Below are 26,028 nucleotides of genomic sequence, written 5' to 3' on the forward strand. Positions count from 1 at the left end.
CACGGCTCGCTTGCCTGTGATGTGCGGCACTGCGCAGCGCGAAGGCTGCGAGCAGCGCTTACGGCGTCTGCGTGAGCGGCAATTTCTGTTCGAGCCCGGCGACGCGGCGTTCGAGTTCTTCGAGGCGCGCGCGCGTACGCACGAGCACCTGGGTCTGCGTATCGAATTCCTCGCGCGTGACCAGATCGAGCTTCGAGAAGCCCTGCGACAGCATTGCCTTGACGTTGCGTTCGACATCCTTGGCCGGCGAATTCTTGAACAGATCACTGACGCGAGCCTGGAAGTCGTTAAAAACGTCGTTCGGTTGTTTCATCGTGTTCCCCTTGGTGCACAAAAAATGTGCATGTTTCATTGCGCCCGTGCCCCGTTACGGCGAACGGGCGATCCTGGTGCGCGCGACGTATTGGTTGCCGCGGCCGCGTGAGCGTGTTTGGTGCGCGCCCTCGCGTTCAGAACGTTCGAACACTCTAGCAACGATCCCCCCGCCGCGCCACCGCCCGCCGCGCCGCTGGCCGTTCGGACAAGGCCGCTCGGGCGCGCTGCGCCACGCGCGCGAGGCGCGCGCCGACACAACTTGGCATAGGAGTTGCTGTTACTGCCCCGCGCGCGCACTGCCAGGCGCTTTTCCCGGTAGCGCAGGAGACCGCCGTCACGGGTACGCCACGGGGGCCCAACGGATCAGCAATAACTAGCGAGGATTTCATGAAACTCATTACCGCAATCATCAAGCCGTTCAAGCTGGATGAAGCGCGCGAAGCCCTGTCGGCGATCGGCGTGTCGGGCATCACGGTGACTGAAGTCAAAGGCTTCGGACGGCAGAAGGGCCACACCGAGCTGTATCGGGGCGCCGAATACGTCGTCGACTTTCTGCCGAAGGTGAAGATCGAAGCGGCGGTATCGGACGACATCGTCGATCAGGCGATCGAGGCGCTCGAGCGCGCCGCGCGTACCGGCAAGATCGGCGACGGCAAGATCTTCGTCACGCCGATCGAGCAGGTGGTTCGGATCCGCACCGGCGAGACCGGCGCGGACGCACTGTAAAAGACCAGAACATAGCGACACGGATAGCGACAAGAGGAAAACCAAGATGCGCAAACTAATGATGTCCCTGTTGATGGCCGGCTCGCTGCTCGCGGGCGGTGTCGGCACCGCCCTCGCGGACGATGCGTCCGCTCCCGCAGCCGCCTCCGCTCCCGATACGACGGCGAGCGCGCCCGCACCGGACGCCTCCGCCGCAGCCGCTGCCCCGGCGGCCTCGGCTCCCGCCGCCGATGCGTCCGCCGCGCCGGCCGCAAGCGCACCGGCCGCCGCCGATGCATCGGCCGCCGCCGCGGCCGCGCCGGCCACCCCGACCGCGCCGTTCTCGGTCGATTCATCGAAGATCAACTCCGGCGACACCGCGTGGATGCTGACCTCCACCGCGCTGGTGCTGTTCATGACGATCCCGGGTCTCGCGCTGTTCTACGGCGGCATGGTCCGCAAGAAGAACGTGCTCGCGACGCTGATGCAAAGCTTCGCGATCACCTGTGTCGTGACGATCGTCTGGACCGTGGTGGGCTACAGCCTCGCGTTCACGCCGGGCAGCTCGTTCATCGGCGGCTTCTCGCGCGTGTTCATGACGGGCATGAACTACATCAAGGGCGACAAGGCCACGACGCTGACCGTCAGCCACCTCGCGCCGACGATCCCCGAGACGGTCTACTTCGTCTATCAGATGACCTTCGCGATCATCACGCCGGCGCTGATCACCGGTGCGTTCGCGGACCGCATGAAGTTCTCGGCGATGCTGGTGTTCATGACGCTGTGGTCGATCATCGTCTACTCGCCGATCGCACACATGGTATGGGAGCCGAGCGGCTGGCTGGCTAGCGCGGGCATCCTCGACTTCGCGGGCGGCACGGTGGTGCACATCAACGCCGGTATCGCGGGTCTGGTCTGCTGTCTGGTGCTCGGCAAGCGCGTCGGCTATGGCAAGGAAGCGATGGCGCCGCACAACCTGACGCTCACGCTGATCGGTGGCGCGATGCTGTGGGTCGGCTGGTTCGGCTTCAACGCGGGTTCGGCCGTGGCAGCGGATGGCCGCGCCGGCTTCGCGATGTTCGCGACGCAGGTGGCGACCGCCGCGGCGGCGCTCGCGTGGATGTTCGCCGAATGGGCAGCCAAGGGCAAGCCGTCGGTGCTCGGTATCGTGTCGGGCGCGGTCGCGGGTCTGGTGGCGATTACGCCGGCGTCGGGCTTCGTCGGCACGGTCGGCGCGCTCGTGATCGGTATCGTCGCGGGTGTGGTCTGCTTCTGGGCGGCCACGTGGCTCAAGCACAAGTTCGGGTACGACGATTCGCTCGACGCGTTCGGCGTGCACTGCATCGGCGGGATCATCGGTGCGCTGCTGACCGGCGTGTTCGCGGTCAAGGACATCAGCGGCTCGGACGGCAGCGTGATCCTGCAGGCGAAGGGCGTGCTGACGACGCTGATCTACAGCGGCGTGGTGAGCTTCGTGCTGCTGAAGATCATCGACCTGGTGATGGGCATCCGCGTGACCGAAGAGCAGGAGCGCGAAGGCCTCGACGTGAGCCTGCACGGCGAGAAAGTCGAATAACGGAGAACCTGTCCCGGTTCGGCCCGCGCTCGCGGGCCCGTCAGTAAGAAAAATGGTTAAGCAAGCGCAGCAATTTCGCCCGCCTTCATGGCGGGCTTTTTTCTTGCTGATCGGGTTGCGAACGGCGATTTTCCGCGCCTATCATCGAGATAGGGAGAATGCATTCGAGTCTGCTTGCGAATGGAGAAACCGTCCCCAAATGGACAAAGCATTTGCTCTACAATCTTTTTTCTCCAGTCTGCGAGTGATCAATGGTTCCGCACCTAGTTACGGCGTTAAACGGCCCGCTGCTCGACCTCGAGCGGAAGATCCTCGACGCCACGCCCGCTATCGAACGCTGGTTCCGGCTCGAATGGCAGGAGCACACGCCACCGTTCTACTGTTCCGTCGATCTGCGTAACGCGGGCTTCAAGCTCGCGCCGGTCGACACCAATCTGTTTCCCGGCGCGTTCAACAATCTGCCGCAGGAAGTGCTGCCGCTCGCGGTGCAGGCCGCGATGGCCTCGATCGAAAAGATCTGCCCGGACGCGAAGAATCTGCTTGTCATTCCCGAGCGTCACACCCGCAACGCGTTCTACCTCGAAAACGTCGCCCGGCTTGCGTCGATCATGCGCCAGGCGGGTCTGAACGTACGCTTCGGCACGCTCGACGAAACCATCAACGGCCCGGTCACGATTGCGCTGTCGGACGGCCAGAAGCTGGTGCTCGAACCGCTCGAGCGCTCGCAGCGGCGCCTTGGTCTGAAGAACTTCGACCCGTGCTCGATCCTGCTGAACAACGATCTGTCCGGCGGTATTCCGCCCGTGCTCGAAAACCTGCACGAGCAGTACCTGCTGCCGCCGCTGCATGCGGGCTGGGCGGTGCGTCGCAAGTCGACGCATTTCTCGTGCTATGACGACGTCGCGAAGAAGTTCGCGAAGATGGTCGAGATCGATCCGTGGATGATCAATCCGTATTTCGCGCACGTCGAGGGCGTCGACTTCCAGCAGCGCACCGGCGAGGAAGCCCTTGCCGATGCGATCGACGGCGTGCTGAAGAAGATCGCGCGCAAGTATCGCGAGTACGGCATCTCCGAAAAACCGTATGTCGTGATCAAGTCCGATGCGGGCACCTACGGCATGGGCGTGATGACCGTGCACGACGCGTCGGAAGTCGCCGCGCTGACGAAGCGCGAACGCACGCGCATGGCCGCGACCAAAGACGGCCTCGAAGTGCACGACGTGATCGTGCAGGAAGGCGTCTACACGTTCGAGCGCATCGGCGAGGAAGTCGCCGAGCCGGTCGTCTACATGATCGACCGCTATGTGGTGGGCGGCTTCTATCGCGTGCACGGCAGCCGCGAGCGCGACCAGAACCTGAACGCGCCGGGCATGCACTTCGTGCCTCTCGGCTTTGAACACACGGCGCTGCCCGATGCGCACGCGAAGCCCGGCGCGGCGCCGCCGAACCGCTTCTATATGTATGGCGTCGTGGCGCGGCTCGGGTTGCTGGCCGCAGCGGTCGAACTCGAAAAGACCGATCCTGAAGCGATCCAGGTCTAAGCCGCCTCGCGCGGCAGGATGGCGGCATGCGTGCCGCCATCGCCGTCTTCAAAGACTATATTGACGAACAATGTCACGCCCCTCAGGGCGCACCGGGACTTTCATGGACATTCTTTTCATCGCCGATCCGCTCAGCCATTTCAAGATCTACAAAGACACGACCTACGCGATGATGGCCGAAGCGGCGCGGCGCGGTCACACGGTGTACACCTGCGAGCCGAAGCATCTGGCGTGGACGGGCGGCGATGTCGAGGCGAACGTGCAGCGCATTGCGATCGTCGGCGATACCACGGATCTGCATCGTGATGTCTGGTTTGCCGCCGATGCCGCCACGCCGCGCGCGCTCGCGAGCTTCGGCGCGGTCGTGATGCGCAAGGACCCGCCGTTCGACATGGAATACGTGACGTCGACCTGGCTGCTCGAACTGGCCGAGCGTGGCGGCGCGCGCATCTTCAACAAACCGCAGGCGATCCGCGATCATTCGGAGAAGCTCGCAATCGGCGAGTTCGCGCAGTTCGTCGCGCCGACGCTGGTCACTCGCGACCCGGCGCGTCTGCGCGCGTTCCACGAACAGCACGGCGACGTGATCCTGAAGCCGCTCGACGGCATGGGCGGCATGGGCGTATTCCGCGTGAAGGCGGACGGCATGAACCTCGGCTCGATCGTCGAAATGCTGAGCCACGACGGCGCGCGCTCGGTGATGGCGCAGAAATTCATCCCCGAGATCAAGGAAGGTGACAAGCGCATCCTGCTGATCGGCGGCGAGGCGGTGCCTTACTCGCTCGCTCGCATTCCTCAGGGTAATGAGGTGCGCGGCAATCTGGCGGCCGGCGGACTGGGCGTCGCGCGGCCGCTCAGCGAGCAGGATCGCAAGATCGCCGATACGCTCGCGCCGGTGCTGGCGGCGCGCGGCCTGCTGCTGGTCGGACTCGATGCGATCGGCGACTGGCTCACCGAAGTCAACGTCACGAGCCCGACGTGTTTCCGCGAGATCATGGACCAGACCGGCTTCGACGTCGCCGCGATGTTCGTCGACGCGCTGGAGCGCGCGGTCGGCTGACGCGTGGCGCTCGCGTGGCGCGCCGACGCAGTGGCCTTGATTGCCCGGCTGCACCCCCAATCTGTGTAGTAAATCCGCATCAGGCGTGGCGTCGGGATTGGCGCGAAAATGAGGCTGCTACAATGCCCGCTCGCCCGACGATGCATTCCCGCCCTCGCGACCCACGGCCGGTCCGGGGCGATGGCGAACCGGGCTCGAGTCCCGCTCCACGGTTTGGGGCCGTTCTTTTGCAGTAAGGCTGACATGGCAGGCATTCTGATCATTGCGCACGCTCCATTCGCCACCGCGTTGCGCGATTGCATTTCCCACATCTATGGCGGTTTGCCGGCGCGTATCGGCGTGATCGACGTGTCGCCGGATTGCGATCCTGCGCAGGTCGTCGCGTTCGCGAATTCGGAAGTCGTGCGGCTGAAGGAAGAGAACGGCGCGCTCGTGCTGACCGACATGTTCGGCGCGACGCCGGCCAACATTGCGGGCCGGCTCGCCACCGTGCCGGACGTGCGTGTGCTGTGCGGCGTCAATCTGCCGATGCTGGTGCGCGCGGTCTGCTATCGCGCGACGCCGCTCGACACGCTCGTCGACAAGGCGCTCGCCGGCGCGACCAAGGGCGTGCACGCGATCGGACCGGCGATGCCGACAGCGGTCACGCCGCCAGCGAGCGCTGCCGAGTGCCTGCCGGCGCTGCCGCCTGACGCGGCGGCCGCCGACTGTGTTCCCGCTTTGCCGGCCGATGCCGATCTGACGCAAAAGACGGACGCGCCCGGCCTTTAAGCCGGGCTGGTTAGCAGGCAAGCTTCGACGGATTCAAGCGGTTTCGCAACGGTGCCGATCGCATTGAAGCCGCTTTGCAGTAACACTTTTCACCATTTCATTCACCCGCGCTTCGGACCATCACATGCTGCAACAGGAAACGACAATTGTGAACAAGCTGGGGCTGCACGCGCGCGCGTCGGCCAAGTTGACGCAACTCGCGGGCAACTACCAGGCGGAAATCTGGATGAGCCGCAATGGCCGTCGTATCAACGCGAAGAGCATCATGGGCGTGATGATGCTGGCCGCGGGCATCGGCAGTACCGTGCTGATCGAAACGGAAGGCACCGACGAACAGGACGCGATGGACGCGCTCTTGAAACTGATCGCCGATAAATTTGGCGAAGGTCAATAAAGGCGCGCGCTTTGCGTTCGACAAACCCGAAAATGCCGCGGCTCAGTCCGCGGTTTTTTTTCGCCGCCGACGTCTGAATATCAGAAGAGGCGCGCTGTTAATCGAGATTAAAGGGATCTAGAAGCGGCGCGAAAGCCATCGGGAAGAGTGCGTAAGGCGACATGCGTTTTCAATGTTTAAACCATATGTTTTGCGCGACGTGTATAAAGCGAAGCTTCGCCGGGTACGAGGGCACCTCATTGCGATAATCCGTGCTGCGCTGCACACATCGCTGACACACTTCAAAAAGGCGCGGAATTTATAATGCCCAGTACAGTCTGAGAGCATTGCAGCGGTTTGCCGCGGCATTACACAACTAGAGGAGGTGCGCGTGTCATTCACGCTGCATGGAATTCCCGTGTCACGCGGTATCGCTATCGGGCGGGCCTATCTGATCGCCCCGGCAGCACTCGACGTAGACCACTATCTGATCGAACCGCCCCAGATCGAAGGGGAGGTGGGGCGTTTTCGCGCGGCTCAGCAACGCGTGCATGAAGAACTCAACGTATTGCGCGCCGATCTTGCCGCGGATGCCCCGAGCGAAATGGGCGCGTTCATCGACGTTCACACGATGATCCTGAATGACGTCATGCTCGTTCAGGAAACCATCGACCTGATCCGCACGCGCCGCTACAACGTGGAATGGGCGCTGACCGAACAGCTCGAAAGACTGTCGCGCCATTTCGACGCTATCGAAGACGAATACCTGCGCGAGCGCAAGGCCGATATCGAGCAGGTCGTCGAGCGCGTGCTGAAGGCGCTCGCGGGCGCGCCGGGCATCGTCGGCAACGTGCATGGCGCGTGCGACGAGATGATCGTGGTCGCGCACGACATCGCGCCGGCCGACATGATGCAGTTCAAGACGCAGACGTTCCAGGGCTTCGTCACCGATCTGGGCGGGCGCACGTCGCACACCGCGATCGTCGCGCGCAGCCTCGGCATTCCGGCCGCGGTCGGCGTGCAGCATGCGAGCGCGCTGATCCGCCAGGACGATCTGATCATCGTCGATGGCGACCACGGCATCGTGATCGTCGATCCCGCGCCGATCGTGCTCGAGGAATACTCGTACCGGCAAAGCGAGAAGGAGCTCGAGCAGCGCAAGCTGCAACGGCTCAAGTTCTCGCCGACGCAAACGCTGTGCGGCACGCGCATCGAACTGTGCGCGAACATCGAGTTGCCGGACGACGCGCGCGCGGCGGTCGAATCGGGCGCGACCGGCGTGGGTCTGTTCCGCACCGAGTTTCTGTTCATGAATCACAAGCACCGGATGCCCGAAGAGGAGGCGCAGTTCAGCGCGTATCGTCGCGCGGTCGAACTGATGAACGGCTTGCCGGTCACGATCCGCACGATCGACGTCGGCGCCGACAAGCCGCTCGATTCGATGGGCGGCGACGGCTACGAGACCGCCGCGAATCCGGCGCTCGGTTTGCGCGCGATTCGCTGGAGCCTGTCCGAGCCGCAGATGTTCCTCACGCAGTTGCGCGCGATCCTGCGCGCGTCGGCGTTCGGCAGGGTGAAGATCCTGATCCCGATGCTCGCGCACGCGCAGGAAATCGACCAGACGCTCGATCTGATCCGCGAAGCGAAGCGTCAACTCGACGACGCGGGTATCGCTTACGATCCGAACGTGCAGGTGGGCGCGATGATCGAGATCCCGGCCGCCGCGATCGCGTTGCCGCTGTTTCTGAAGCGGCTCGATTTCCTGTCGATCGGCACCAACGATCTGATTCAGTACACGCTGGCGATCGATCGCGCGGACAACGCGGTCGCGCATCTGTACGACCCGCTGCATCCGGCCGTGCTGCATCTGATCGCGTTCACGCTGCGCGAGGCGAAGCGCGCGGGCGTGCCCGTGTCGGTGTGCGGTGAGATGGCGGGCGATCCGGCGTTGACGCGTCTGCTGCTCGGCATGGGTCTGACCGAGTTTTCGATGCATCCGAGCCAACTCCTCGAGGTCAAGCAGGAGGTGCTGCGCTCGCATCTGAAGACGCTCGAAAAGCCCGTTGCCGACGTGCTGGCTTCGTTCGAGCCGGAGGAGGTGCAGGCGGCGCTCAAGCGGGTCGCGCTGGTTTGAATCTGACGCGCATCGTCGTGCCTCGTTGAACGAAAAAACGCCGCACATGTGCGGCGTTCTGCTATTTCGGCGTCACGCGAACGGGCAGTGCAGAACCGCCTCAAGACCCGTGCGCGTGGCCGCACACCGGACAATCCGGCTGACGTCCGATGCGCATCGTGTTCCATTCCATCCGCAGCGAATCGAGCATCGTCAGGCGGCCCACGAGCGGCGTGCCGATTGCGCCGATCACCTTCAGCGCTTCGGCAGCCTGCATCGAACCGATGATGCCGACCGTCGGCGCGAACACGCCCATCGTCGAGCATGCGACTTCTTCGAAGGGCTGGTCTTCGGGAAACACGCACGCGTAGCACGGCGACGCTTCATCGCGGAAATCGAAAGTGCTGATCTGGCCGTCGAAGCGCAGCGCCGCGCCCGACACGAGCGGCACGCGATGCTTGACGCACGCGCGGTTGATCGCGTGACGCGTCGCGAAGTTGTCGGTGCAATCGAGCACGACACTCGCGTGCGGCACCTCGCGGTCGAGCCACGCATCGTCGACGCGCTCGGCCACCGCGTTGACGACGACCTCGGGATTGATCCGCGCGAGCATGTCGCGCCCGGACTCGACCTTCCTACGTCCAACCGACGCGCTCACGTGCAGGATCTGTCGTTGTAGATTAGTCAGGTCGACGGTATCGGCATCGACGAGCGTCAGACGGCCGACGCCCGCCGCCGCGAGATACAGCGCGGCTGGCGAACCGAGCCCGCCCGCGCCGACGATGATCGCGTGGGCGTCGATAAAACGCTGCTGCGCCTCGATGCCGATTTCATCGACGAGGATGTGGCGGGAGTAGCGAAGGAGTTGATCGTCATTCATGGCGGGGCGCGTGGGGTGTGTCGCTATGTCGCTGTGTCGCGCAAGGAGAGGCAGGCCGAGGGGCCGCGGCGCGCATTCGTGGCTGTTATTTTAATCGCGCGGGGAGGGTGGCGGTTGCGGCTTGCCGTGATGCGCCACCGGTTAGACGGCGGCTTTTGCTGAAACTGTTGCGGCGTGTCTTCGCAGACTATCGTGCTGCGAAGACACGCGCGGGGTTCGCTGCCTGTTGGTCAGCTTACTTGCCAGCGGGAGCCGGTGCCGAAGCCGGCGCCGGTCCCGATGCGCCCGGTACCGGTTGCGTCGGCTTCACCGCGACCGGCGCGGAGGCCGACGTGCCCGGCTTGTTCTGCGCGAGACGGCGTTCCATCAACGACTTCGATTCCTGAACCGGCTTGCCTTCGAGTTTGTCGACTGCCTGTTGCAGCATGAAGTCGTCAGCCGAACCGAACTCGACCGGCTTGCGTTCGCGCTCCTTCTGGCGCTGTTCCGGCGTCTTCTTGTCGTTCTGCTCTTCGAGCTGACGCAGTTGCTCCATGCGCTCCTGCTCGCGCTGCTCCGCTTCCTTCTTCTCGTTCGGGTCCTGCGTGTTCGCGAGGTGATTCGAGTAGTCGACTTCGCGGGTCACGAGCGCGTCGTCCGGATCGCCGTCCGCGTACTGATCGACCGGAATGTCGGGGCGGATGCCCTTGTTCTGGATCGAACGGCCGCTCGGCGTGTAGTAATACGCGGTGGTGAGGCGCAGTGCGGTGTCGGCCGTCAAGGGGCGCACGGTTTGTACCGACCCCTTGCCGAACGTGGTCTTGCCGAGAATCAGCGCGCGGTGCTGATCCTGCAGCGCGCCCGCGACGATTTCCGACGCCGACGCCGAGTACGCGTTGGTCAGCACGATCATGGGCACGGTCTTGAAGATGGCCGGGACGTCCTTGAGCGGATCGCTGTCGAACGATTGCAGACGGTAGTTATCGTAGGTGTCGCGATAGATCTGCTTCGAATCCGGAATCTGGCCGTTGGTCGACACCACCACCGAATTCGGCGGCAGGAACGCACCCGCGACGCCGACCGCGCTTTGCAGCAGACCACCGCCGTTGTTGCGCAGGTCGAGGATGAGGCCCTTCAGGTTCGGCTCCTGGCGCGCGAGATCCTGCAGCTTGGCCGCGAGGTCGGGCGTGGTGCGTTCCTGGAAGCTCGTGATGCGCACGTACGCGAAGCCCGGCGCGACGATCTTGCCCTTCACCGACTGCACCTTGATGATCGCGCGCGTGACGGTGAGCGGGAACGTGCGGTCGTCGGTCTTGCGGAAGATGGTCAGCGTGACCTTGGTGCCCGGATCGCCGCGCATCTGCTTGACCGCCTGGTCGAGCGTCATGCCGCGCACGGGCTTGTCGTTGATGCGTGTGATCAGGTCGCCCGGACGGATGCCGGCGCGGAACGCGGGCGTGTCTTCGATTGGCGAAATCACCTTGATCAGGCCGTCTTCCGACGAAATTTCGATGCCGAGGCCCGCGAAGCGGCCCTTGGTCTGCTCCTGCAGCTCTTCGTAGTCGGTCTTGTCGAGGTACGACGAGTGCGGGTCGAGGCTGGACACCATGCCCTTGATCGCGGCGGTGAGCAGCTTCTTGTCGTCGACCGGTTCGACGTATTCGTGCTTGATCTGCCCGAACACTTCGGCGAAAAGCCTGAGCTGGTCTAGCGGCAGCGGGGCGACCGCGGCGCTAGCGGGTTGCTGGGCCGAGGCGGAGTATTGCAGGGTGGCAAAGACACCGGTAGCAAGGCCCGCGGCAATCAGGCCGATATTTTTCAGGTTCTTTCGCATAGAGTCTGTTGCGGTCGGAAGCGCGTGGCAGCGTCGATAAAGATTGGACGGACAAGTATAACTGCACACCCGCCTGCTCAGGGCGCGGTGCAGGCAATCGTGCTTCGACAGTACGGGAAGGTCCTGGTTCTTGCGACCCGAGCCGCGGATGACGAGCCGTACGACATGGCACTCGGCGGGTCGGAACTGAGAGTTGCCGCGCAAGGCCAGCGGATGCGGTCGCCGCTACGGTGAACCCTGCAGCGGGCCTCTGAATCTGACCGCCGGGCGCAATACAGAATTTCTTGTCGGCCCGGTTGTCTGCGTGCGGCCCCGCGCGTTTTCGTGGCGTGGGCCGCGCCCGGAAATGCCGGATCAGCCCGCCTTGCCCTGGCTCGCGACCGCGGCTTGCGCCTTGGCGATCGCGTCCTGGTCGCCGAGATAGTAGTGCTTGATCGGCTTCAGGTTGTCGTCGAGTTCATAGACGAGCGGCACGCCGTTCGGGATGTTGAGACCGACGATGTCGCTGTCCGAGATGTTGTCGAGATACTTGACCAGCGCGCGGATCGAGTTGCCGTGCGCGGCGATCAGGATGCTGCGCCCCGACTTGATGGCCGGCGCAATCGACTCGTTCCACAGCGGCAACACGCGCGCGACCGTGTCTTTCAGGCACTCGGTCAGCGGCAGTTGCTCGCGCGGCACCTTGGCGTAGCGCGGATCGGTGTACGGCGCGCGCTCGTCGGTGGGCTCGAGCGCGGGCGGCGGCGTGTCGTAGCTGCGGCGCCAGACCAGCACCTGCTCGTCGCCGAACTTCGCGGCGGTTTCGGCCTTGTTCAGACCCGACAGCGCGCCGTAGTGGCGTTCGTTCAGGCGCCACGAATGTACGACGGGCAGGTACATCAGATCCATCTGGTCCTGCACATGCCACAGCGTGCGGATCGCGCGCTTGAGCACCGACGTGTAGGCGATGTCGAACGTATAGCCCGATTCCTTGAGCAGCCCGCCCGCCTGCTGCGCCTCGAGGTTGCCCTGCTCGGTGAGGTCGACGTCGACCCAGCCGGTGAAGCGGTTTTCCTTGTTCCAAGTCGATTCGCCGTGGCGGATGAGAACGAGTTTGTACATGAGAGTTGCCGGTCGGTAGTGAGGAAGCGGTCTCGCTCTGTGCGGCGCCTCGGGCGGCGCATCGCCATCGCGTCGAACGGTTATTTTATAATGCTCGGGTTGACCTTTTCGATTTCTCTCTTTCCGGCGGATCTTCCGTGAAGTTTTTCACCGAATACACAAACCTTGTCCTGATCGCAATCGTCCTTATCTCTGGTGGGTTGCTGCTGTGGCCGACCATCAGTCGGCGTGGACGTGGCGGCCTGTCGGCCGCTGAAGCCACGCAACTGATCAACCGGCGCAACGCGGCGGTCATCGATCTGCGGCCGTCCGCCGATTACGCCAAGGGGCACCTGCCCTCGGCACGGCATTTCGAATTCGCAGAGTTGCAGGCGAAAGTCACGCAACTCGCGAAGAACAAGAGCAACCCGGTGCTGCTGGTGTGCCAGACCGGCCAGCAGTCGAACAAGGCCGCGCGTATCGTGCAGGAAGCGGGATACGCGGAAGTCCATGTTCTCGAGGGCGGCGTCGATGCCTGGCAGAAAGCCGGTATGCCGGTTGTGAAACAAGGAGCAGCCAAGTGAACAAAGTGATCATGTACAGCACCCAGGTGTGCCCGTATTGCCAGATGGCCGAACGTCTTTTAAAGTCGCGCGGCGTCGAGCACGTTGAGAAAGTACTGATCGACAAGGACCCGGGCCGTCGTGAGGAGATGATGACCCGGACCGGTCGTCGCACGGTGCCGCAGGTGTTCATCGGCGAGACGCATGTGGGCGGCTATGATGACCTTTCCGCGCTCGATCGCGCGGGCGGTCTGACGCCGCTGCTCGAAGCAGCCTGAGTTCGCGCGTTTCGCGCCGCGCGAGCGGGCGGACCACTCGATAAGCCGGCGCACGCGCTCCTCGTGGAGCCGGCGAGCCGGCGCAATAATCTGGCGGCCCATGCGTGCATCGGCCGCCGCCACGCACACCTATCAGGAATCACCATCATGTCCGACGAGAATAACCAGCCGTTCTTCAACATCCAGCGCATCTATCTGAAGGACATGTCGCTCGAGCAGCCGAATTCGCCGGGTATCTTCCTCGAGCAGGAAATGCCGTCGGTCGAAGTCGAAGTCGACGTGAAGGCCGAGCGCCTCGCCGAATCCGTGTTTGAAATTCTCGTGACGGGCACGGTCACGGCCAAGGTGTCGGACAAGGTCGCGTTCCTGATCGAAGCGAAACAGGCCGGCATTTTTGACATTCGCAACATTCCTGCCGAGCAGATCGATCCGCTCGTCGGCATTGCCTGCCCGACCATCCTGTTCCCGTACCTGCGCTCGAACATCGCCGATGCGATCACCCGCGCCGGCTTCCCGCCGATCCACCTCGCCGAGATCAACTTCCAGGCGCTGTACGAGCAGCGTCTCGCCCAGATGAGCGCGGCCCAGCAGGACGGCGCGGCGCAAAAAGGCGTCACGCATTAAGGCGCCGCGCGCAGTGCCGGCTATGAAAGTCGCCGTTCTCGGCGCTGGCGCCTGGGGCACCGCCCTCGCCGGCCATCTGGCCTTAAGGCACCACACGGTGTTGTGGGCGCGCGAGTCCGCGCTCATCGCCGAGCTTTCCACTTCGCATGAAAACGCCCGCTATCTGGCGGGCGTCGCGTTGCCGCCCGCGCTTCGCTTTGAAGCGGATCTCGGAGTGGCGCTCGATCACGCGCTCGACGATGATGCGCTGTGCGTGGTCGCGACGCCCGTGGCTGGCCTGCGCGGCCTGTTGCGCGCGATGCGCGATGCGGGCAAGGTGCCCGCGCATATCGTGTGGCTGTGCAAGGGGTTCGAAGCGGATTCGCAGTTGTTGCCGCATCAGGCGGTCGCGGCGGAATTACCCGAGCATGCGAGCAACGGCGTGTTGTCCGGACCGAGCTTCGCGCGCGAAGTCGGGCAGGGGCTGCCGGTTGCGTTGACGATCGCGAGCCCGTCGGCGGCGTGCCGCGAACGCACGGTCGCGGCATTCCATCACGGCGCGATGCGCATTTATACCGGCGACGACGTCGTCGGCGTCGAAGTGGGCGGCGCGGTGAAAAACGTGCTCGCCATCGCCACGGGCATCGCCGATGGCCTCGGCCTCGGCCTCAATGCACGCGCGGCGCTGATCACCCGCGGCCTCGCCGAAATGTCGCGCCTTGGCGTGACGCTCGGTGGGCGCGCGGAAACCTTTACCGGGTTGACCGGCCTCGGTGATCTGATTCTGACTGCTACCGGCGATCTGTCGCGCAACCGCACCGTGGGCCTGCAACTCGCCACGGGCCGCACGCTCGACGACATCCTCGGCGGTCTCGGTCACGTGGCCGAAGGCGTGCGCTGCGCGCGGGCGGTACTCTCGATCGCACGTGCTCATGCAATCGAGATGCCGATCACGCAGGCGGTCTGCGCGGTGCTGTTCGACGGCGTGGCGCCGCGCGATGCGGTTAGCGCGCTCCTGCGGCGCGATTCGAAGGCGGAATGAAGCCTTTTCTGTCAGCCGTTTAGCGGAAATTCGCGTTGAACGGCTGCCTCGCCTGGTTGTCCACTTCGGGTTATCCACTTCGTGAGCGAGACTCGGGTCAGCGAGGTTCCCATGCCCACCTTCAATCTCAGGCTTGGCACGTGCACGCTCGAAGCGCGCGTGGTCGATATCACGACGCTCGCCGTCGATGCGATCGTCAATGCCGCGAATACTTCGCTGCTCGGTGGCGGGGGTGTGGATGGCGCGATTCATCGCGCGGCCGGCAAGGAGTTGCTGCGCGAATGCGAAACGCTCGGCGGCTGCGCGACCGGCGACGCCAAAATCACCGCCGGCTATCGTCTGCCCGCGAAGCATGTTATTCACGCGGTCGGTCCAGTGTGGCGTGGCGGCGCGCATGGCGAAGCCGACCTGCTCGCATCGTGCTATCAGCGCTCACTCGAAGTCGCGCGCGAAACTCAGTGCACGAGCATCGCGTTTCCAGCGATCAGCTGCGGTATCTACCGTTTCCCCGCCGACGATGCGGTCAGCATCGCGGTCGCGACCGTACTCGACACGTTGCCGCGCACACCACACATGAAGCACGTGACGTTCGCGTGCTTCGACGACGCGATGTTCGCACGCTACGAGGCCGAGCTCGAACGCCGTCAGGCGCCGCCTTCGAAGCCGGCCTGACGCCACGCTTCGAACACCACGATCGCCACCGTATTCGACAGATTCAGACTGCGATTGCCGGGACGCATCGGCAGACGCACGCGCTGTTCGTTCGCAAAGCGCTCGAGCACCGTGCCGGGCAGGCCGCGCGTTTCGGCGCCGAACACGAACCAGTCGCCCGGTTGAAACGCGTGGTCGTGAAAGCGCCCCGAGCCGCGCGTCGTAAATGCAAACATGCGCGACGCGTCGGGCGTTTCTTTCGCGATGAACGCGTCCCAATCGGCATGCACATTCATTTCCGCGTACTCGTGATAGTCGAGGCCGGCGCGCCGCATCTTGGTGTCGTCGAGAGGGAAGCCGAGCGGCTCGATCAGGTGCAGCCGGGCGCCGGTGTTCGCGCACAGGCGAATCACGTTGCCGGTGTTGGGCGGAATTTCGGGTTCTACGAGAACGACGTTGAACATAGGAAGACCACGTAAAAGCTAGTTTTTCGGAGTGCGCAACGCGACGAAGTTCGTAACCCGCCGCGCGCCGGCGGCCTTCAGCGTATGCGCGAGCGCTTCGAGCGTCGCGCCGCTCGTCATGACATCGTCGACGATGCCGACGTGCAGGCCGCGCACTGGGCGCGCGACGCGAAACGCGCGGCCGACGTTCTGCCGGCGCGCATCGAGATCGAGGCGCGATTGCGGCGCGGTGTCGAGCGTTCGTTCGAGCAGCGTGGGGTCGCCGCGCACGCCGAGCGCCCGGGCGAGCGGCCGCGCGATCTGCCAGGCCTGGTTGTAGCCGCGCTCGACCAGACGGCGACCGGCGAGCGGCACAGGCGCGATCACGTCGGGCCGCTCGGCCGCGTCGTGCCAACTGGCTTCAGCGAGCCGCGCGAGGCGTTGCGCGAAGTCTCGCGCGAGCATCAGCCGGGCGCGAAACTTCAGGCCGACCGCGAGCGTATCGAGCGGCGCGCGATAGTCGGCGAGCGCGAAGCTCGCGTCGAACGGCGGCGGCTCGGCCACGCAATCCGCGCAGCGATACCGCGCCTGAGCGACCCAGCGTGACGCCGGCAACGGCACCGCGCAAACGGTGCAGCGCAGCCGGCTCTCGTTCCAGTAGGCCGCGTCGCAACCGTCGCACAACGTCTTATGCGACAAATTGCCGCACAACGCGCACAGGTTCGGCAGCGCGGCGTTCAAGGCCCGCGGCCATGCCGAATGCAGACCGCGCGCAAAACGCGCCACCTGATTTCGACACGACGAAGAAAATGACTGGAATCGCACGAGTGAGCGCCGGTGAAAGCCGTTCTCGCTGAATGGAGGGGAACGACCGAGTATACTTCGAGCTCACGCCAGCACGACACACATGTCCCCAACATCCGCTCAATCTGGCCGTCCGGCCTACGATTCACGGCGCCTCAGGCGTATTTTCGACCGTCGCGCTGCCACCTTCGACGAGGTTGCGTTCCTGCCGCGAGAGATTGCGCAGCGCATGCGCGAGCGCCTCGATTACATCAAGGTGGCGCCCTCGAGCGTGCTCGACGCCGGTTGCGGCGCGGGCGAAGACCTCCCCGCATTGCGCGAACGCTTTCCCGAGGCGCCGGTGTTCGGCGCTGATCTGTCGCACGGCATGCTCCGCCGCGCGCTGCGTCACGATGCCGGCGACACCAGTTGGCGGCGCTTTCTTCCCGCCTCGCTCGGCAAGGCGCTCGGCGCGCGTGGCCCGCGCTTCGCGCAAACCGATTTCTCCGCGCTGCCGTTCACGTCCGGCGCATTCGAATTCATCTGGTCCAACCTCGCGCTGCACTGGCACTCGCGGCCCGATCTGGTCTTTCCCGAATGGCAGCGCGTGCTGAAGGTCAACGGCCTGCTAATGTTCAGCACGCTCGGCCCCGATACGCTGAAGGAGTTGCGCGGTGCCTACGCCGAGATCGAGGCCGCGCACGGCGTCGCGTCTCGCAAGCATGTGATCGACTTCGTCGACATGCACGACCTCGGCGACATGCTCGTCGAGGCTGGCTTCGAGATTCCGGTGATGGACCAGGAGACGCTGACGATCACCTATAAGTCGCCCGAGTCGCTGCTCGCGGACGTGCGTCGCTGGGGCGCGTACCCGTTCGAGCGCGATGCGCATGACGGCGTGCTCACGCGTCGGTTGCACAAAGCCCTGCTCGCCGCGCTCGAAGCGCGCCGGCGCGCCGACGGCACGATCGCGCTGACCTTCGAGGTGATCTACGGCCACGCATGGAAAGCCGTGCCGCGCACCACGGCGGAAGGACATGGCATCGTGCGGCTCGAGGACATCGGACGAGGTCCGGGCAAGCGTGGATAGCAGATTGCGGTGCTGTCATCAACTGCTTGCCGACGGTGCGGTTGACGTGTTGCAAAAGCGGTAAAGAGGACATCCGTTATGCCTGGGATTTGCCCTTCAAAAGAGCCGCAAAATGCTGGGCAAAATGGCGCGAAGGCTTGTCGCGCCTGGCTTGTGGGCCGATTGGGGCTTGCTTGTCGATGCTATGGATCACGCCTATAATGCGTCAGTTTGTCACCCGAGGTTCCCACATTTGGGGTGGCAAGCCTGAGGCGCGGGGCTGCAAAATGAAGTGATGCGGTAGGGGTTGGCGCGCTCGCGAGTGATGCTGGAAACAGTGACTCGAACGGCGGCCGCGAGATGCATCCGGAAGTAAAAGAAGGCAGGCGGGACTCGACGATTCGCAGGAGGCAGCGATGGGCGCATCAGATCATCTGCTGGCGGATTCAGAACCGGTCCTCAGGGACTGGACCATGAAGCGTAACTGCTCGATATCGCCGCGGCAGTTTGTCTGTCTGTACGTGTCGCTTGCGTTGTTTTCGTTGGCAATTGCATTCATGCTGGTTCTGGTCGGCGCCTGGCTGGTGTTGCCGTTCACCGGAATCGAATTGCTGGCCGTAGGTATCGCGTTTGCAATATATGCGCGTCATGCTGTCGATTACGAGCGCATCCGGTTGTTTCCGAACCGGCTCGTGATCGAGCAGGTCAGCGCCGAGCAGATTACGCAGTTCGAATTCAATCCGCGCTGGGTGCGGATAGAGCCGGGCGCAACGCCACGCGATCAGATCAAGCTGGTCTCGCGCGGGCAGACGATCATGATCGGGCAACACCTCGCGCAGAATCGGCGCGCGCAGTTCGCAGGCGAACTACGTATGTGGCTGGCACGTTGTTAGATGGTGCCGGACGCGCGGCGTTCAAGGGGGCGCGACACGCTGCCAGCGGGGTCGAGGGGTTTGAATGGAAAATTTGGGTAAGGAAGCTATGAAAACAATCAAGCGAGCGCTCATGAGCGTGCTGGCGACGAGCGGACTGCTTTTCGCCGGTGCCGCCCTGGCAGTGGGCGATGCTCCGGGCGGCCCTGCCGTCAACGCGATCAATCTCCAGCCGCCTGCAACGAGAATCGCTGAGGAGCTGTTCAGCCTCCACATGTTCATGCTGGGACTTTGCACCGTGATCTTCATCGGTGTGTTCGGCGTGATGTTCTATTCGATCTTCGCGCACCGCAAATCGAAAGGCCACAACGCAGCCAATTTCCACGAAAGCACCACCGTCGAAATCATCTGGACGATCGTGCCGTTCATCATCGTCGTGCTGATGGCGCTGCCCGCCACCAAGGCCGTCGTCGCGATGAAGGACACCTCGAACGCCGACCTCACGATCAAGGTCACTGGCTACCAGTGGAAGTGGGGCTACGACTACGTGAAGGGGCCGGGCGAGGGCATCGGCTTCCTGTCCACGCTCGCCACGCCGCGCGCGCAAACCGACGGCCGCGAGCCGATCTCCACGCTGTATCTGCAGGAAGTCGACAACCCGCTCGTGGTGCCGGTCGACAAGAAAATCCGCATCATCACCACCGCGAACGACGTGGTCCACTCCTGGTACGTGCCGGCCTTCGGCGTGAAGCAGGACGCGATTCCCGGCTTCGTGCGCGACACGTGGTTCAAGGCCAACCGCACCGGCACGTTCCGCGGCTTCTGTACCGAACTGTGCGGCAAGGAACACGCGTTCATGCCGGTCGTCGTCGAGGTGCTGTCTGCCGACGACTACGCGAAGTGGGTCGACGAGGAGAAGAAGAAAATGGCCGCCGGCCAGGACGATCCGAACAAGACCTACACGATGGCCGAGCTGATGGAACGCGGCGGCAAGGTCTACGCGTCGAACTGCGCGGTCTGCCACCAGCCGACCGGCAAGGGCGCGGGCGCATTCCCGGCGCTCGACGGCAGCAAGATCGCCAACGGTCCGATCGGGCAGCACGTGAGCCTCGTGTTGAAGGGCAAGAACGCGATGCCTTCGTGGGCGCCGACGCTGAACGACGTCGAAATCGCCTCGGTGATCACGTACGAACGTAACTCGTGGGGCAACCACACGGGCGACATCCTGCAGCCGAAGCAGGTCGCCGACGCGCGCAACGGCAAGCTGCCGGAAGGCGGCGATCATCTGGCCAACGCCGGTGCTGCCGCGAGCGGCACCGTTGCGGCATCGGGCGCGGAAGCAGCCTCGGGCGCAGAAGCGGCGTCCGCACCGGCCGCATCGGGCAACGAGGCTGGCGCGGCTGCTTCGAACAACGCAGAGGCCGCGCTGCCGGCGAGCATCTACTTCGAGACCGGCAAGAGCACGCTGCCGGCCGACGCGAAAGCGGCGGTCGACGCGGCCGCGGCCTACGCGAAGGCGCATCCGGACGCGAAATTCACGCTGTCGGGCTTCACCGACGCAACCGGCTCCGCCGACGTCAACGCGAAGCTCGCGAAGAGTCGCGCCGAAGCCGTTCGCGACGCGCTGAAAGCAGCCGGCATTGCCGACGATCATATTATTTTGAAGAAGCCGGAAACGATCACCGGCGGCACCGACGCGAAGGAAGCCCGGCGCGTTCAGATCAGCCCGGCAGCCTGACGTGTTCATGGTCAGCACCGCAGAATTCGCTTTAGGAGATTGTCATGTCTAGCATCGGACACGATGTAGTCGCGGGCCACGAGCACGTGCACGGCGACCATGCCCACGAAACGCCGCATGGCTGGCGCCGTTGGCTGTTCGCAACCAACCACAAGGACATCGGTACGCTGTATCTGATCTTCTCGTTCACCATGTTCCTGTCCGGGGGCGTGATGGCGCTGATGATCCGTGCCGAACTGTTCGAGCCGGGTCTGCAGATCATGCGTCCCGAGTTCTTCAACCAGTTGACCACCATGCACGGGCTGATCATGGTGTTCGGCGCGATCATGCCGGCGTTCGTCGGCTTCGCGAACTGGATGGTGCCGCTGCAGATCGGCGCATCGGACATGGCTTTCGCGCGGATGAACAACTTCAGCTTCTGGCTGCTGCCGGTCGCGGCCGTCCTGCTGGTCGGCTCGTTCTTCGCACCGGGCGGCGCGACCGCCGCGGGCTGGACGCTGTACGCGCCGCTCTCCACGCAGATGGGCCCGGGCATGGACTTCGCGATTTTCGCGATCCACCTGATGGGTGCGTCGTCGATCATGGGCGGTATCAACATCGTCGTGACGATCCTGAACATGCGCGCACCCGGCCTCACGCTGATGAAGATGCCGATGTTCGTCTGGACCTGGCTGATCACCGCGTACCTGCTGATCGCCGTGATGCCAGTTCTGGCGGGCGCGATCACGATGGTGCTGTTCGACCGTCACTTCGGCACGTCGTTCTTCAATGCGGCAGGCGGCGGCGACCCGGTCATGTACCAGCACATCTTCTGGTTCTTCGGGCACCCCGAGGTGTACATCATGATCTTGCCGGCGTTCGGGATCGTCTCGCAGGTGATCCCGGCGTTCTCGCGCAAGCCGCTGTTCGGCTATAGCTCGATGGTGTACGCAACCGCGTCGATCGCGATCCTGTCGTTCATGGTCTGGGCGCATCACATGTTCGTGACCGGCATGCCGGTCACGGGGCAGCTGTTCTTCATGTACGCGACGATGCTGATCGCGGTGCCGACCGGCGTGAAGGTGTTCAACTGGGTCGCGACGATGTGGCGCGGTTCGCTGTCCTTCGAAACGCCGATGCTGTTCGCGGTCGGCTTCCTGATCGTGTTCACGTTCGGTGGCCTGTCGGGTCTGATGCTCGCCATGGCGCCGCTCGACATCCAGTATCACGGCACTTATTTCGTGGTCGCGCACTTCCACTACGTGCTGGTGGCGGGGTCGCTGTTCGCGCTGTTCGCCGGCTGGTACTACTGGTCGCCGAAGTGGACCGGCTGGATGTACAACGAAACGCGCGGCAAGATCCACTTCTGGGCGTCGATGTTCTTCTTCAACCTCGCGTTCCTGCCGATGCACTTCGTCGGTCTCGCGGGCATGCCGCGTCGTTATGCCGACTACCCGGCGCAGTTCACCGACTGGAACCAGGTGATCTCGATCGGCGCGTTCGGCTTTGGTCTGTCACAGGTGTACTTCTTGTTCGCGGTGGCGCTGCCGGCCTACCGTGGCGGTGGCGAGCTCGTAGAAGCGGGCGACAAGCCGTGGGACGGCGCAACGGGCCTCGAGTGGACCGTACCGAGCCCGGCTCCGTTCCACACGTTCGAGCATCCGCCGACCGTCGAGTAAGCCCATCCCGGCGAGGTGCCGGGTTCCGGCGGCGCGACATGCCGCCACCGGACTCGGACGCTTCGCGCGGCGGCCTCGCCAGTCAAGAACCGTACTCAGAAAGTCGAGCATGACGCGCAATCCACAGGAAAGACGTACGCCGGAGCAGATTCGCGCGGGCAACAGGCGGATAGGGTGGGTGATGTTCGCGATCGCCGCGGTGTTTTTCGCGAGCGCGATTCTGAAGCAGTGCTGGTTCAGCTAACGCCGCCTTCGCAGTCTGTTTGCAGGTTTGTTGAGGATTCAGATGTCGACGCAACCGCCGGCCGAGGCCGACCGCTCTTTCAACCGTTCGATGCTGATCAAGCTGTTCGTCGTCGCGTTGATGATGTTCGGTTTCGGTTTCGCGCTGGTGCCGATGTATCGCGCGATCTGCCAGATCACCGGCGTGAACAACCTCGTGCAGCGCGACGTTTCAGCGCGCGAGGCGAAGAATACGCAGGTCGACACGAGCCGCACGATTTCGATCGAATTCGATGCGAACGCGCGGGGCCTGTTGGGTTTCAAGCCGGAGCAGCGCAGTCTCGACGTGCATCCGGGCGAAGTAACGACGGTCATGTACGACGTCAGCAACGAGCAGTCGCGCACGATCCGTGCGCAGGCCATTCCGAGCTACGCGCCGAAGCAGGCGACCGAGTACTTCAGGAAGATCGAGTGTTTCTGCTTCACGCAGCAGACGTTGAACGCGAACGAGACGAAGCGGATGCCGGTGGTGTTCGTCGTCGACCCGAAGTTGCCGAAGGACGTGAAGACGATCACGCTGTCGTACACGTTTTTCGAGTTGAACACGCCGGCGGCGCCTGGCGCGGATGATGCGGCGCCGAAGGCGAATGCAGTGAACGATGCAGTGACCAGCGCGGCAGCCACTCCCGCGAAGCCGGCCTGAAGCAGATTTGACGACGCGAGCCGCGGACGAACGAAGGAAAACGAAGCGACATGAACGATAACGGCGGCAGTCCGCGCAAGAGCAGTTTCGGTCAATCGATGCGCGCGGTGTTCTGGTCGTTTTTCGGCGTGCGCAAGCGCCGCGATCTCGAGGCGGACGCGACGCAACTGAACCCGCTGCATGTGATCGTGGCGGCGCTGATCGGCGCGGCGGTTCTGATCGGGGTGCTGATTCTGGTCGTGCGCCTCGTGGTCGGTTGAGGCAGTAGCAGGGCGCAGCAGCAGAGAAGAGCCCACGAATTAGAGAGAAGCGGTGCGGTATCGACGCGCCGCCGAAGATACAGCCGGAGATTCCGGAACAACTGGACTGAAGTGGAGAATCAAGAATGAGCGGTCAAAACGAGAGCCCGTACTATTTCGTACCGCATCCGTCGCGGCATCCGATCAGCGCCGCTACGGGGTTGCTGGTCATGCTCGGATCGCTTGCGGCCTGGATCAACGACCATACCTGGGCGCCGCTTGGCGTGCTCATCGGTCTGCTGTGGCTGCTCTTTACGCTGTGGCATTGGTTCGGCGACGCGATCGCCGAGTCGGAAGGCGGCATGTACGGCAAGAACGTCGACCGGTCGTACCGCTGGAGCATGAGCTGGTTCATATTCTCCGAAGTGATGTTCTTCGGCGCATTCTTCGGCGCGCTGTTCTATGCCCGCGAAATCGCGCTGCATCAACTCGGCAGCCTCGACTACAAACTGATCTGGCCGGATTTCACGGCGGTGTGGCCGAACAACGGCCCGGCCGAACTCGTGAGCACCTACAAGTCGATGCAGCCGTGGCCGGTGCCGACCATCAACACGGCGCTGCTGCTGTCGTCGGGTGCGACGCTGACGGTGTCGCACCACGCGCTGCGCGACAACCATCGCAAGAAGGCGATTGCGTGGCTCGCGGCGACAATCGTGCTGGGCGTGAGCTTCCTGTTCCTGCAGGGCTTCGAATACTTCCACGCGTACAACGAGCTGAACCTGACGCTGGCTTCGGGCATCTACGGTTCGACGTTCTTCCTGCTGACTGGCTTCCACGGCTTTCACGTGTTCCTCGGCGGCACGATGCTCGCCGTTGTGCTGGTGCGCCTGATTCGCGGCCACTTCACGCCGGAACATCACTTCGCGTTCGAAGGCGCGGCCTGGTACTGGCACTTCGTCGACGTCGTGTGGCTCGGGCTGTACGTCGTGGTGTACTGGCTGTAATGCGGCCAGATCCGTGCGCGCAATGCCGTTCAGGCGGCGCGCACGAGCAGTATGCAAGGCTGAATGCAGCGCCGCCCTCGACCTCTCAGGGCGGCGTTTTGTTTGGCGGCGAGGAAAATTTGCCGCTGAAGGGATGCCGCGGCGACCTATCCGCGAGCGTCACCGCCCGTACGGAATCCCGGTCGACTGAATCCAGCCCATCCAGTGTGCGAACAGGATGAACAGGAACAGCGAGATCGACAGGCCCACCCGCGTGGCGAGTGACCAGACCATCCGCTTGGTCTTGCCTTTGTCGTGCATCATGAAATACAGCGCCGACACCATGCTGGCGATGATGAGAGCAAAGGCGATGGGAACGATAATGTGCATGGAACCAACTGAAACCGGAAAGCGCAGTGGCAAGACATTCATTATCGCACCGCGAGCGGGCGTCTGCCGCGGGTTCCCGGCGGCCCTGAGCGCGATGCCGGAGCGCCCGCAATGAAGTTTCGCCTGATTCCCGCGCTGCTGATCCTGCTGGTCGTCGTCGTGACGATGCGGCTCGGTTTCTGGCAGCGCGATCGCGCGCATCAGAAGGAAGCGCTCGAGGCGCGCATCACGCAGTTCGAGAACGCGCCCGCGTTGCCGGTCAGCGCGGCGCCGCTCGCGCTGAAGGACGTCGAGTTTCATCGCGTGAAAGCGCGCGGCAGTTTCGTCACGGACAAGGTCGTGTACCTCGATAATCGTCCGTATAACGATCAGCCGGGCTTTTACGTCGTGATGCCTTTTAAACTCGCCGACGGCGGTTACGTGCTCGTCAATCGCGGCTGGCTGCCGCGCAACCTGAGCAATCGCGAGACCATCGCGCCGTACACGACGCCACCGGGCGAGGTCGAGATCGAAGGGATTGCGCGTGCCGACGCGTCGCGCGCGTTCGAGCTCGGCGAGGGTGGATCGGCCGCGCATCACCTGATCCGGCAGAATCTCGATGTCGGCTCGTACGCCGCGGAGACCGGGCTGCCGCTGCAATCGTTCGTGATCCAGCAGACCGGCGATGCCGGCGACGGCCTGGTGCGCGACTGGCCCGCACCGACCACCGGCGTCGAGCGCAACTACGGCTACATGCTGCAGTGGTGGGGCATGGCCGCCGCCGCGCTCGTCTTCGGTCTGTATGCGGCGCGCCGCGCGGGCAAAAAAGAGCACGCGCCGGGCGCGTGAGGAACGCAAGCACGGCTCGCCGCCGTCCAAACATTGAAAGAGGTTCTGTAGTGTCGACTCAAACTCCCCGTTCGCCGGAAGCTGGCAAATCCAGCGGCAAACCCGCCGCGGCCAAAGCGATGCCCGGCCAACCGAACGGTCCGGGCTCGTGGCGGCGCGGCCGCTGGGTGCTGCTGCTGCTCGCGGTGATCTGCGCGGCGCCGATCGCGATCTCGTACTTCATGTACTTCGTCGTGAAGCCGACCGGCGGCAGCACGAACTACGGCGCGCTGATCGAGCCGCAACGGCCGATCCCGGACTCGCTCATGGTCACCGGCGCGGACGGCAAGCCGCTGAAGCTCGCCTCGCTGCATGGCCGCTGGCTCATGATCTCGGTGGACAACAGCGCGTGCGACCAAGCCTGCGTGACGAAGCTCTACTTCATGCGACAAATCCGCGCAGCTCAAGGCCCGGAACGCGAGCGCGTCATGGAAGTGTGGCTGCGCACCGATGCAGACAAGGTCGCGGACGTGATACAAACCGCCTACCCCAACACCGACATGCTGATCGCCGATCCGGCGCAGGTCGCCGCGTGGCTGCCCGCCGACACCGCCACGCGGATCACCGACCACATCTACCTGGTCGATCCGAACGGCAATCTGATGATGCGTTTTCCGAAAGACGCGAACCCGAGCAAGATCAAAGGCGACCTGACCAAGCTGCTCAAATGGTCGACCATCGGCTGACGCCGCAACCT

General features: G+C 64.0%; 29 protein-coding genes. 22 read left to right on the plus strand and 7 right to left on the minus strand.

Annotation, left to right across the window (positions count from 1 at the left end; genetic code table 11):
* Window positions 1-58: 58 nt before the first annotated feature.
* Window positions 59-313: an accessory factor UbiK family protein gene (locus OKW29_RS37080; RefSeq protein WP_429294430.1), complete on the minus strand. Its 255-nt coding sequence runs from the start codon at window positions 311-313 to the stop codon at window positions 59-61.
* Window positions 314-702: 389 nt separating this feature from the next.
* Between OKW29_RS37080 and OKW29_RS37085 the strand changes: the two genes are divergently transcribed.
* The 7 genes from OKW29_RS37085 (at window position 703) to ptsP (ending at window position 8,475) form a co-directional block, all read left to right on the plus strand.
* Window positions 703-1,041, plus strand: a complete 339-nt coding sequence (locus OKW29_RS37085) for a P-II family nitrogen regulator (RefSeq protein WP_013088261.1) — start codon at window positions 703-705, stop codon at window positions 1,039-1,041.
* Window positions 1,042-1,087: 46 nt separating this feature from the next.
* Complete coding sequence (locus OKW29_RS37090) at window positions 1,088-2,596, plus strand: ammonium transporter (RefSeq protein WP_429294431.1); 1,509 nt, start codon at window positions 1,088-1,090, stop codon at window positions 2,594-2,596.
* A 251-nt stretch (window positions 2,597-2,847) separates the two neighbouring features.
* Window positions 2,848-4,137, plus strand: coding sequence for a glutamate--cysteine ligase (gshA, locus tag OKW29_RS37095; RefSeq protein WP_429294432.1), 1,290 nt, complete (start codon window positions 2,848-2,850; stop codon window positions 4,135-4,137).
* A 103-nt stretch (window positions 4,138-4,240) separates the two neighbouring features.
* The gene (gene gshB, locus OKW29_RS37100) at window positions 4,241-5,197 is read left to right on the plus strand and encodes a glutathione synthase (protein ID WP_187619174.1); all 957 of its coding nucleotides are present in this window, start codon (window positions 4,241-4,243) and stop codon (window positions 5,195-5,197) included.
* A gap of 243 nt (window positions 5,198-5,440) precedes the next feature.
* Complete coding sequence (locus OKW29_RS37105; protein WP_429294433.1) at window positions 5,441-5,968, plus strand: PTS sugar transporter subunit IIA; 528 nt, start codon at window positions 5,441-5,443, stop codon at window positions 5,966-5,968.
* A gap of 124 nt (window positions 5,969-6,092) precedes the next feature.
* The gene (locus OKW29_RS37110) at window positions 6,093-6,362 is read left to right on the plus strand and encodes an HPr family phosphocarrier protein (protein ID WP_018419292.1); all 270 of its coding nucleotides are present in this window, start codon (window positions 6,093-6,095) and stop codon (window positions 6,360-6,362) included.
* A gap of 370 nt (window positions 6,363-6,732) precedes the next feature.
* Complete coding sequence (ptsP, locus tag OKW29_RS37115) at window positions 6,733-8,475, plus strand: phosphoenolpyruvate--protein phosphotransferase (protein WP_429294434.1); 1,743 nt, start codon at window positions 6,733-6,735, stop codon at window positions 8,473-8,475.
* A gap of 100 nt (window positions 8,476-8,575) precedes the next feature.
* On the opposite strand, the gene OKW29_RS37120 is transcribed toward ptsP, so the two are convergent.
* The 3 genes from OKW29_RS37120 to gpmA form a co-directional block, all read right to left on the minus strand.
* On the minus strand, window positions 8,576-9,334 hold the full coding sequence (locus OKW29_RS37120; RefSeq protein WP_184054036.1) for a HesA/MoeB/ThiF family protein: 759 nt from the start codon (window positions 9,332-9,334) through the stop codon (window positions 8,576-8,578).
* A 235-nt stretch (window positions 9,335-9,569) separates the two neighbouring features.
* The gene (locus OKW29_RS37125) at window positions 9,570-11,147 is read right to left on the minus strand and encodes a S41 family peptidase (RefSeq protein ID WP_187612635.1); all 1,578 of its coding nucleotides are present in this window, start codon (window positions 11,145-11,147) and stop codon (window positions 9,570-9,572) included.
* A gap of 354 nt (window positions 11,148-11,501) precedes the next feature.
* On the minus strand, window positions 11,502-12,248 hold the full coding sequence (gene gpmA / locus OKW29_RS37130) for a 2,3-diphosphoglycerate-dependent phosphoglycerate mutase (RefSeq protein ID WP_184066970.1): 747 nt from the start codon (window positions 12,246-12,248) through the stop codon (window positions 11,502-11,504).
* Between the two features lie 137 nt (window positions 12,249-12,385).
* Here gpmA and OKW29_RS37135 point away from each other — a divergent pair, with 137 nt between their 5' ends.
* The 5 genes from OKW29_RS37135 to OKW29_RS37155 all read left to right on the plus strand — a co-directional run bounded on the left by OKW29_RS37135 (window position 12,386) and on the right by OKW29_RS37155 (window position 15,385).
* The gene (locus OKW29_RS37135; RefSeq protein WP_013088271.1) at window positions 12,386-12,811 is read left to right on the plus strand and encodes a rhodanese-like domain-containing protein; all 426 of its coding nucleotides are present in this window, start codon (window positions 12,386-12,388) and stop codon (window positions 12,809-12,811) included.
* Window positions 12,808-13,068, plus strand: coding sequence for a glutaredoxin 3 (grxC, locus tag OKW29_RS37140; protein WP_090802871.1), 261 nt, complete (start codon window positions 12,808-12,810; stop codon window positions 13,066-13,068). Before OKW29_RS37135 ends, grxC begins: the two co-directional genes overlap by 4 nt.
* A 147-nt stretch (window positions 13,069-13,215) precedes the next feature.
* Window positions 13,216-13,692 carry a protein-export chaperone SecB gene (gene secB / locus OKW29_RS37145; RefSeq protein ID WP_018419299.1) on the plus strand — a complete coding sequence of 159 codons (477 nt, stop codon included), beginning with the start codon at window positions 13,216-13,218 and terminating at the stop codon, window positions 13,690-13,692.
* Window positions 13,693-13,714: 22 nt separating this feature from the next.
* The gene (locus tag OKW29_RS37150) at window positions 13,715-14,713 is read left to right on the plus strand and encodes an NAD(P)H-dependent glycerol-3-phosphate dehydrogenase (RefSeq protein WP_090802873.1); all 999 of its coding nucleotides are present in this window, start codon (window positions 13,715-13,717) and stop codon (window positions 14,711-14,713) included.
* Window positions 14,714-14,824: 111 nt separating this feature from the next.
* Window positions 14,825-15,385, plus strand: coding sequence for an O-acetyl-ADP-ribose deacetylase (locus tag OKW29_RS37155; RefSeq protein WP_184062548.1), 561 nt, complete (start codon window positions 14,825-14,827; stop codon window positions 15,383-15,385).
* Here the strand turns inward: OKW29_RS37155 and trmL are convergent.
* On the minus strand, window positions 15,358-15,828 hold the full coding sequence (gene trmL / locus OKW29_RS37160; protein WP_090802877.1) for a tRNA (uridine(34)/cytosine(34)/5-carboxymethylaminomethyluridine(34)-2'-O)-methyltransferase TrmL: 471 nt from the start codon (window positions 15,826-15,828) through the stop codon (window positions 15,358-15,360). The genes OKW29_RS37155 and trmL overlap by 28 nt on opposite strands.
* Before the next feature lie 18 nt (window positions 15,829-15,846).
* On the minus strand, window positions 15,847-16,593 hold the full coding sequence (locus tag OKW29_RS37165) for a phosphoribosyltransferase family protein (RefSeq protein ID WP_429294435.1): 747 nt from the start codon (window positions 16,591-16,593) through the stop codon (window positions 15,847-15,849).
* A 121-nt stretch (window positions 16,594-16,714) separates the two neighbouring features.
* Here OKW29_RS37165 and OKW29_RS37170 point away from each other — a divergent pair, with 121 nt between their 5' ends.
* The 8 genes from OKW29_RS37170 to OKW29_RS37205 all read left to right on the plus strand — a co-directional run bounded on the left by OKW29_RS37170 (window position 16,715) and on the right by OKW29_RS37205 (window position 24,095).
* Complete coding sequence (locus OKW29_RS37170; protein ID WP_090802880.1) at window positions 16,715-17,680, plus strand: methyltransferase domain-containing protein; 966 nt, start codon at window positions 16,715-16,717, stop codon at window positions 17,678-17,680.
* A gap of 395 nt (window positions 17,681-18,075) precedes the next feature.
* Window positions 18,076-18,552, plus strand: a complete 477-nt coding sequence (locus OKW29_RS37175) for a DUF2244 domain-containing protein (protein WP_184026596.1) — start codon at window positions 18,076-18,078, stop codon at window positions 18,550-18,552.
* Window positions 18,553-18,616: 64 nt separating this feature from the next.
* Window positions 18,617-20,269: a cytochrome c oxidase subunit II gene (gene coxB / locus OKW29_RS37180; RefSeq protein ID WP_429294436.1), complete on the plus strand. Its 1,653-nt coding sequence runs from the start codon at window positions 18,617-18,619 to the stop codon at window positions 20,267-20,269.
* A gap of 44 nt (window positions 20,270-20,313) precedes the next feature.
* Window positions 20,314-21,927, plus strand: coding sequence for a cytochrome c oxidase subunit I (ctaD, locus tag OKW29_RS37185; RefSeq protein ID WP_184026602.1), 1,614 nt, complete (start codon window positions 20,314-20,316; stop codon window positions 21,925-21,927).
* 109 nt (window positions 21,928-22,036) lie between these two features.
* Complete coding sequence (locus OKW29_RS37190; protein WP_429294437.1) at window positions 22,037-22,171, plus strand: cytochrome oxidase small assembly protein; 135 nt, start codon at window positions 22,037-22,039, stop codon at window positions 22,169-22,171.
* A gap of 42 nt (window positions 22,172-22,213) precedes the next feature.
* A complete protein-coding gene (locus OKW29_RS37195) occupies window positions 22,214-22,852 on the plus strand; it encodes a cytochrome c oxidase assembly protein (RefSeq protein ID WP_429294438.1) in 639 nt (212 codons plus the stop codon).
* 50 nt (window positions 22,853-22,902) lie between these two features.
* On the plus strand, window positions 22,903-23,112 hold the full coding sequence (locus OKW29_RS37200) for a DUF2970 domain-containing protein (RefSeq protein ID WP_018419310.1): 210 nt from the start codon (window positions 22,903-22,905) through the stop codon (window positions 23,110-23,112).
* A 125-nt stretch (window positions 23,113-23,237) separates the two neighbouring features.
* Window positions 23,238-24,095 carry a cytochrome c oxidase subunit 3 gene (locus tag OKW29_RS37205; RefSeq protein ID WP_429294439.1) on the plus strand — a complete coding sequence of 286 codons (858 nt, stop codon included), beginning with the start codon at window positions 23,238-23,240 and terminating at the stop codon, window positions 24,093-24,095.
* Between the two features lie 159 nt (window positions 24,096-24,254).
* Here OKW29_RS37205 and OKW29_RS37210 read toward each other — a convergent pair whose 3' ends face one another.
* Window positions 24,255-24,464, minus strand: coding sequence for a twin transmembrane helix small protein (locus OKW29_RS37210; RefSeq protein ID WP_008921867.1), 210 nt, complete (start codon window positions 24,462-24,464; stop codon window positions 24,255-24,257).
* Window positions 24,465-24,575: 111 nt separating this feature from the next.
* Here OKW29_RS37210 and OKW29_RS37215 point away from each other — a divergent pair, with 111 nt between their 5' ends.
* Complete coding sequence (locus OKW29_RS37215; protein ID WP_429294440.1) at window positions 24,576-25,292, plus strand: SURF1 family protein; 717 nt, start codon at window positions 24,576-24,578, stop codon at window positions 25,290-25,292.
* Between the two features lie 50 nt (window positions 25,293-25,342).
* On the plus strand, window positions 25,343-26,017 hold the full coding sequence (locus tag OKW29_RS37220; RefSeq protein ID WP_429294441.1) for an SCO family protein: 675 nt from the start codon (window positions 25,343-25,345) through the stop codon (window positions 26,015-26,017).
* Window positions 26,018-26,028: the final 11 nt, after the last annotated feature.

The sequence above is a fragment of the Paraburkholderia sp. CI3 genome (assembly GCF_050436505.1).
In the GTDB taxonomy this organism is placed as follows: domain Bacteria; phylum Pseudomonadota; class Gammaproteobacteria; order Burkholderiales; family Burkholderiaceae; genus Paraburkholderia; species Paraburkholderia tuberum.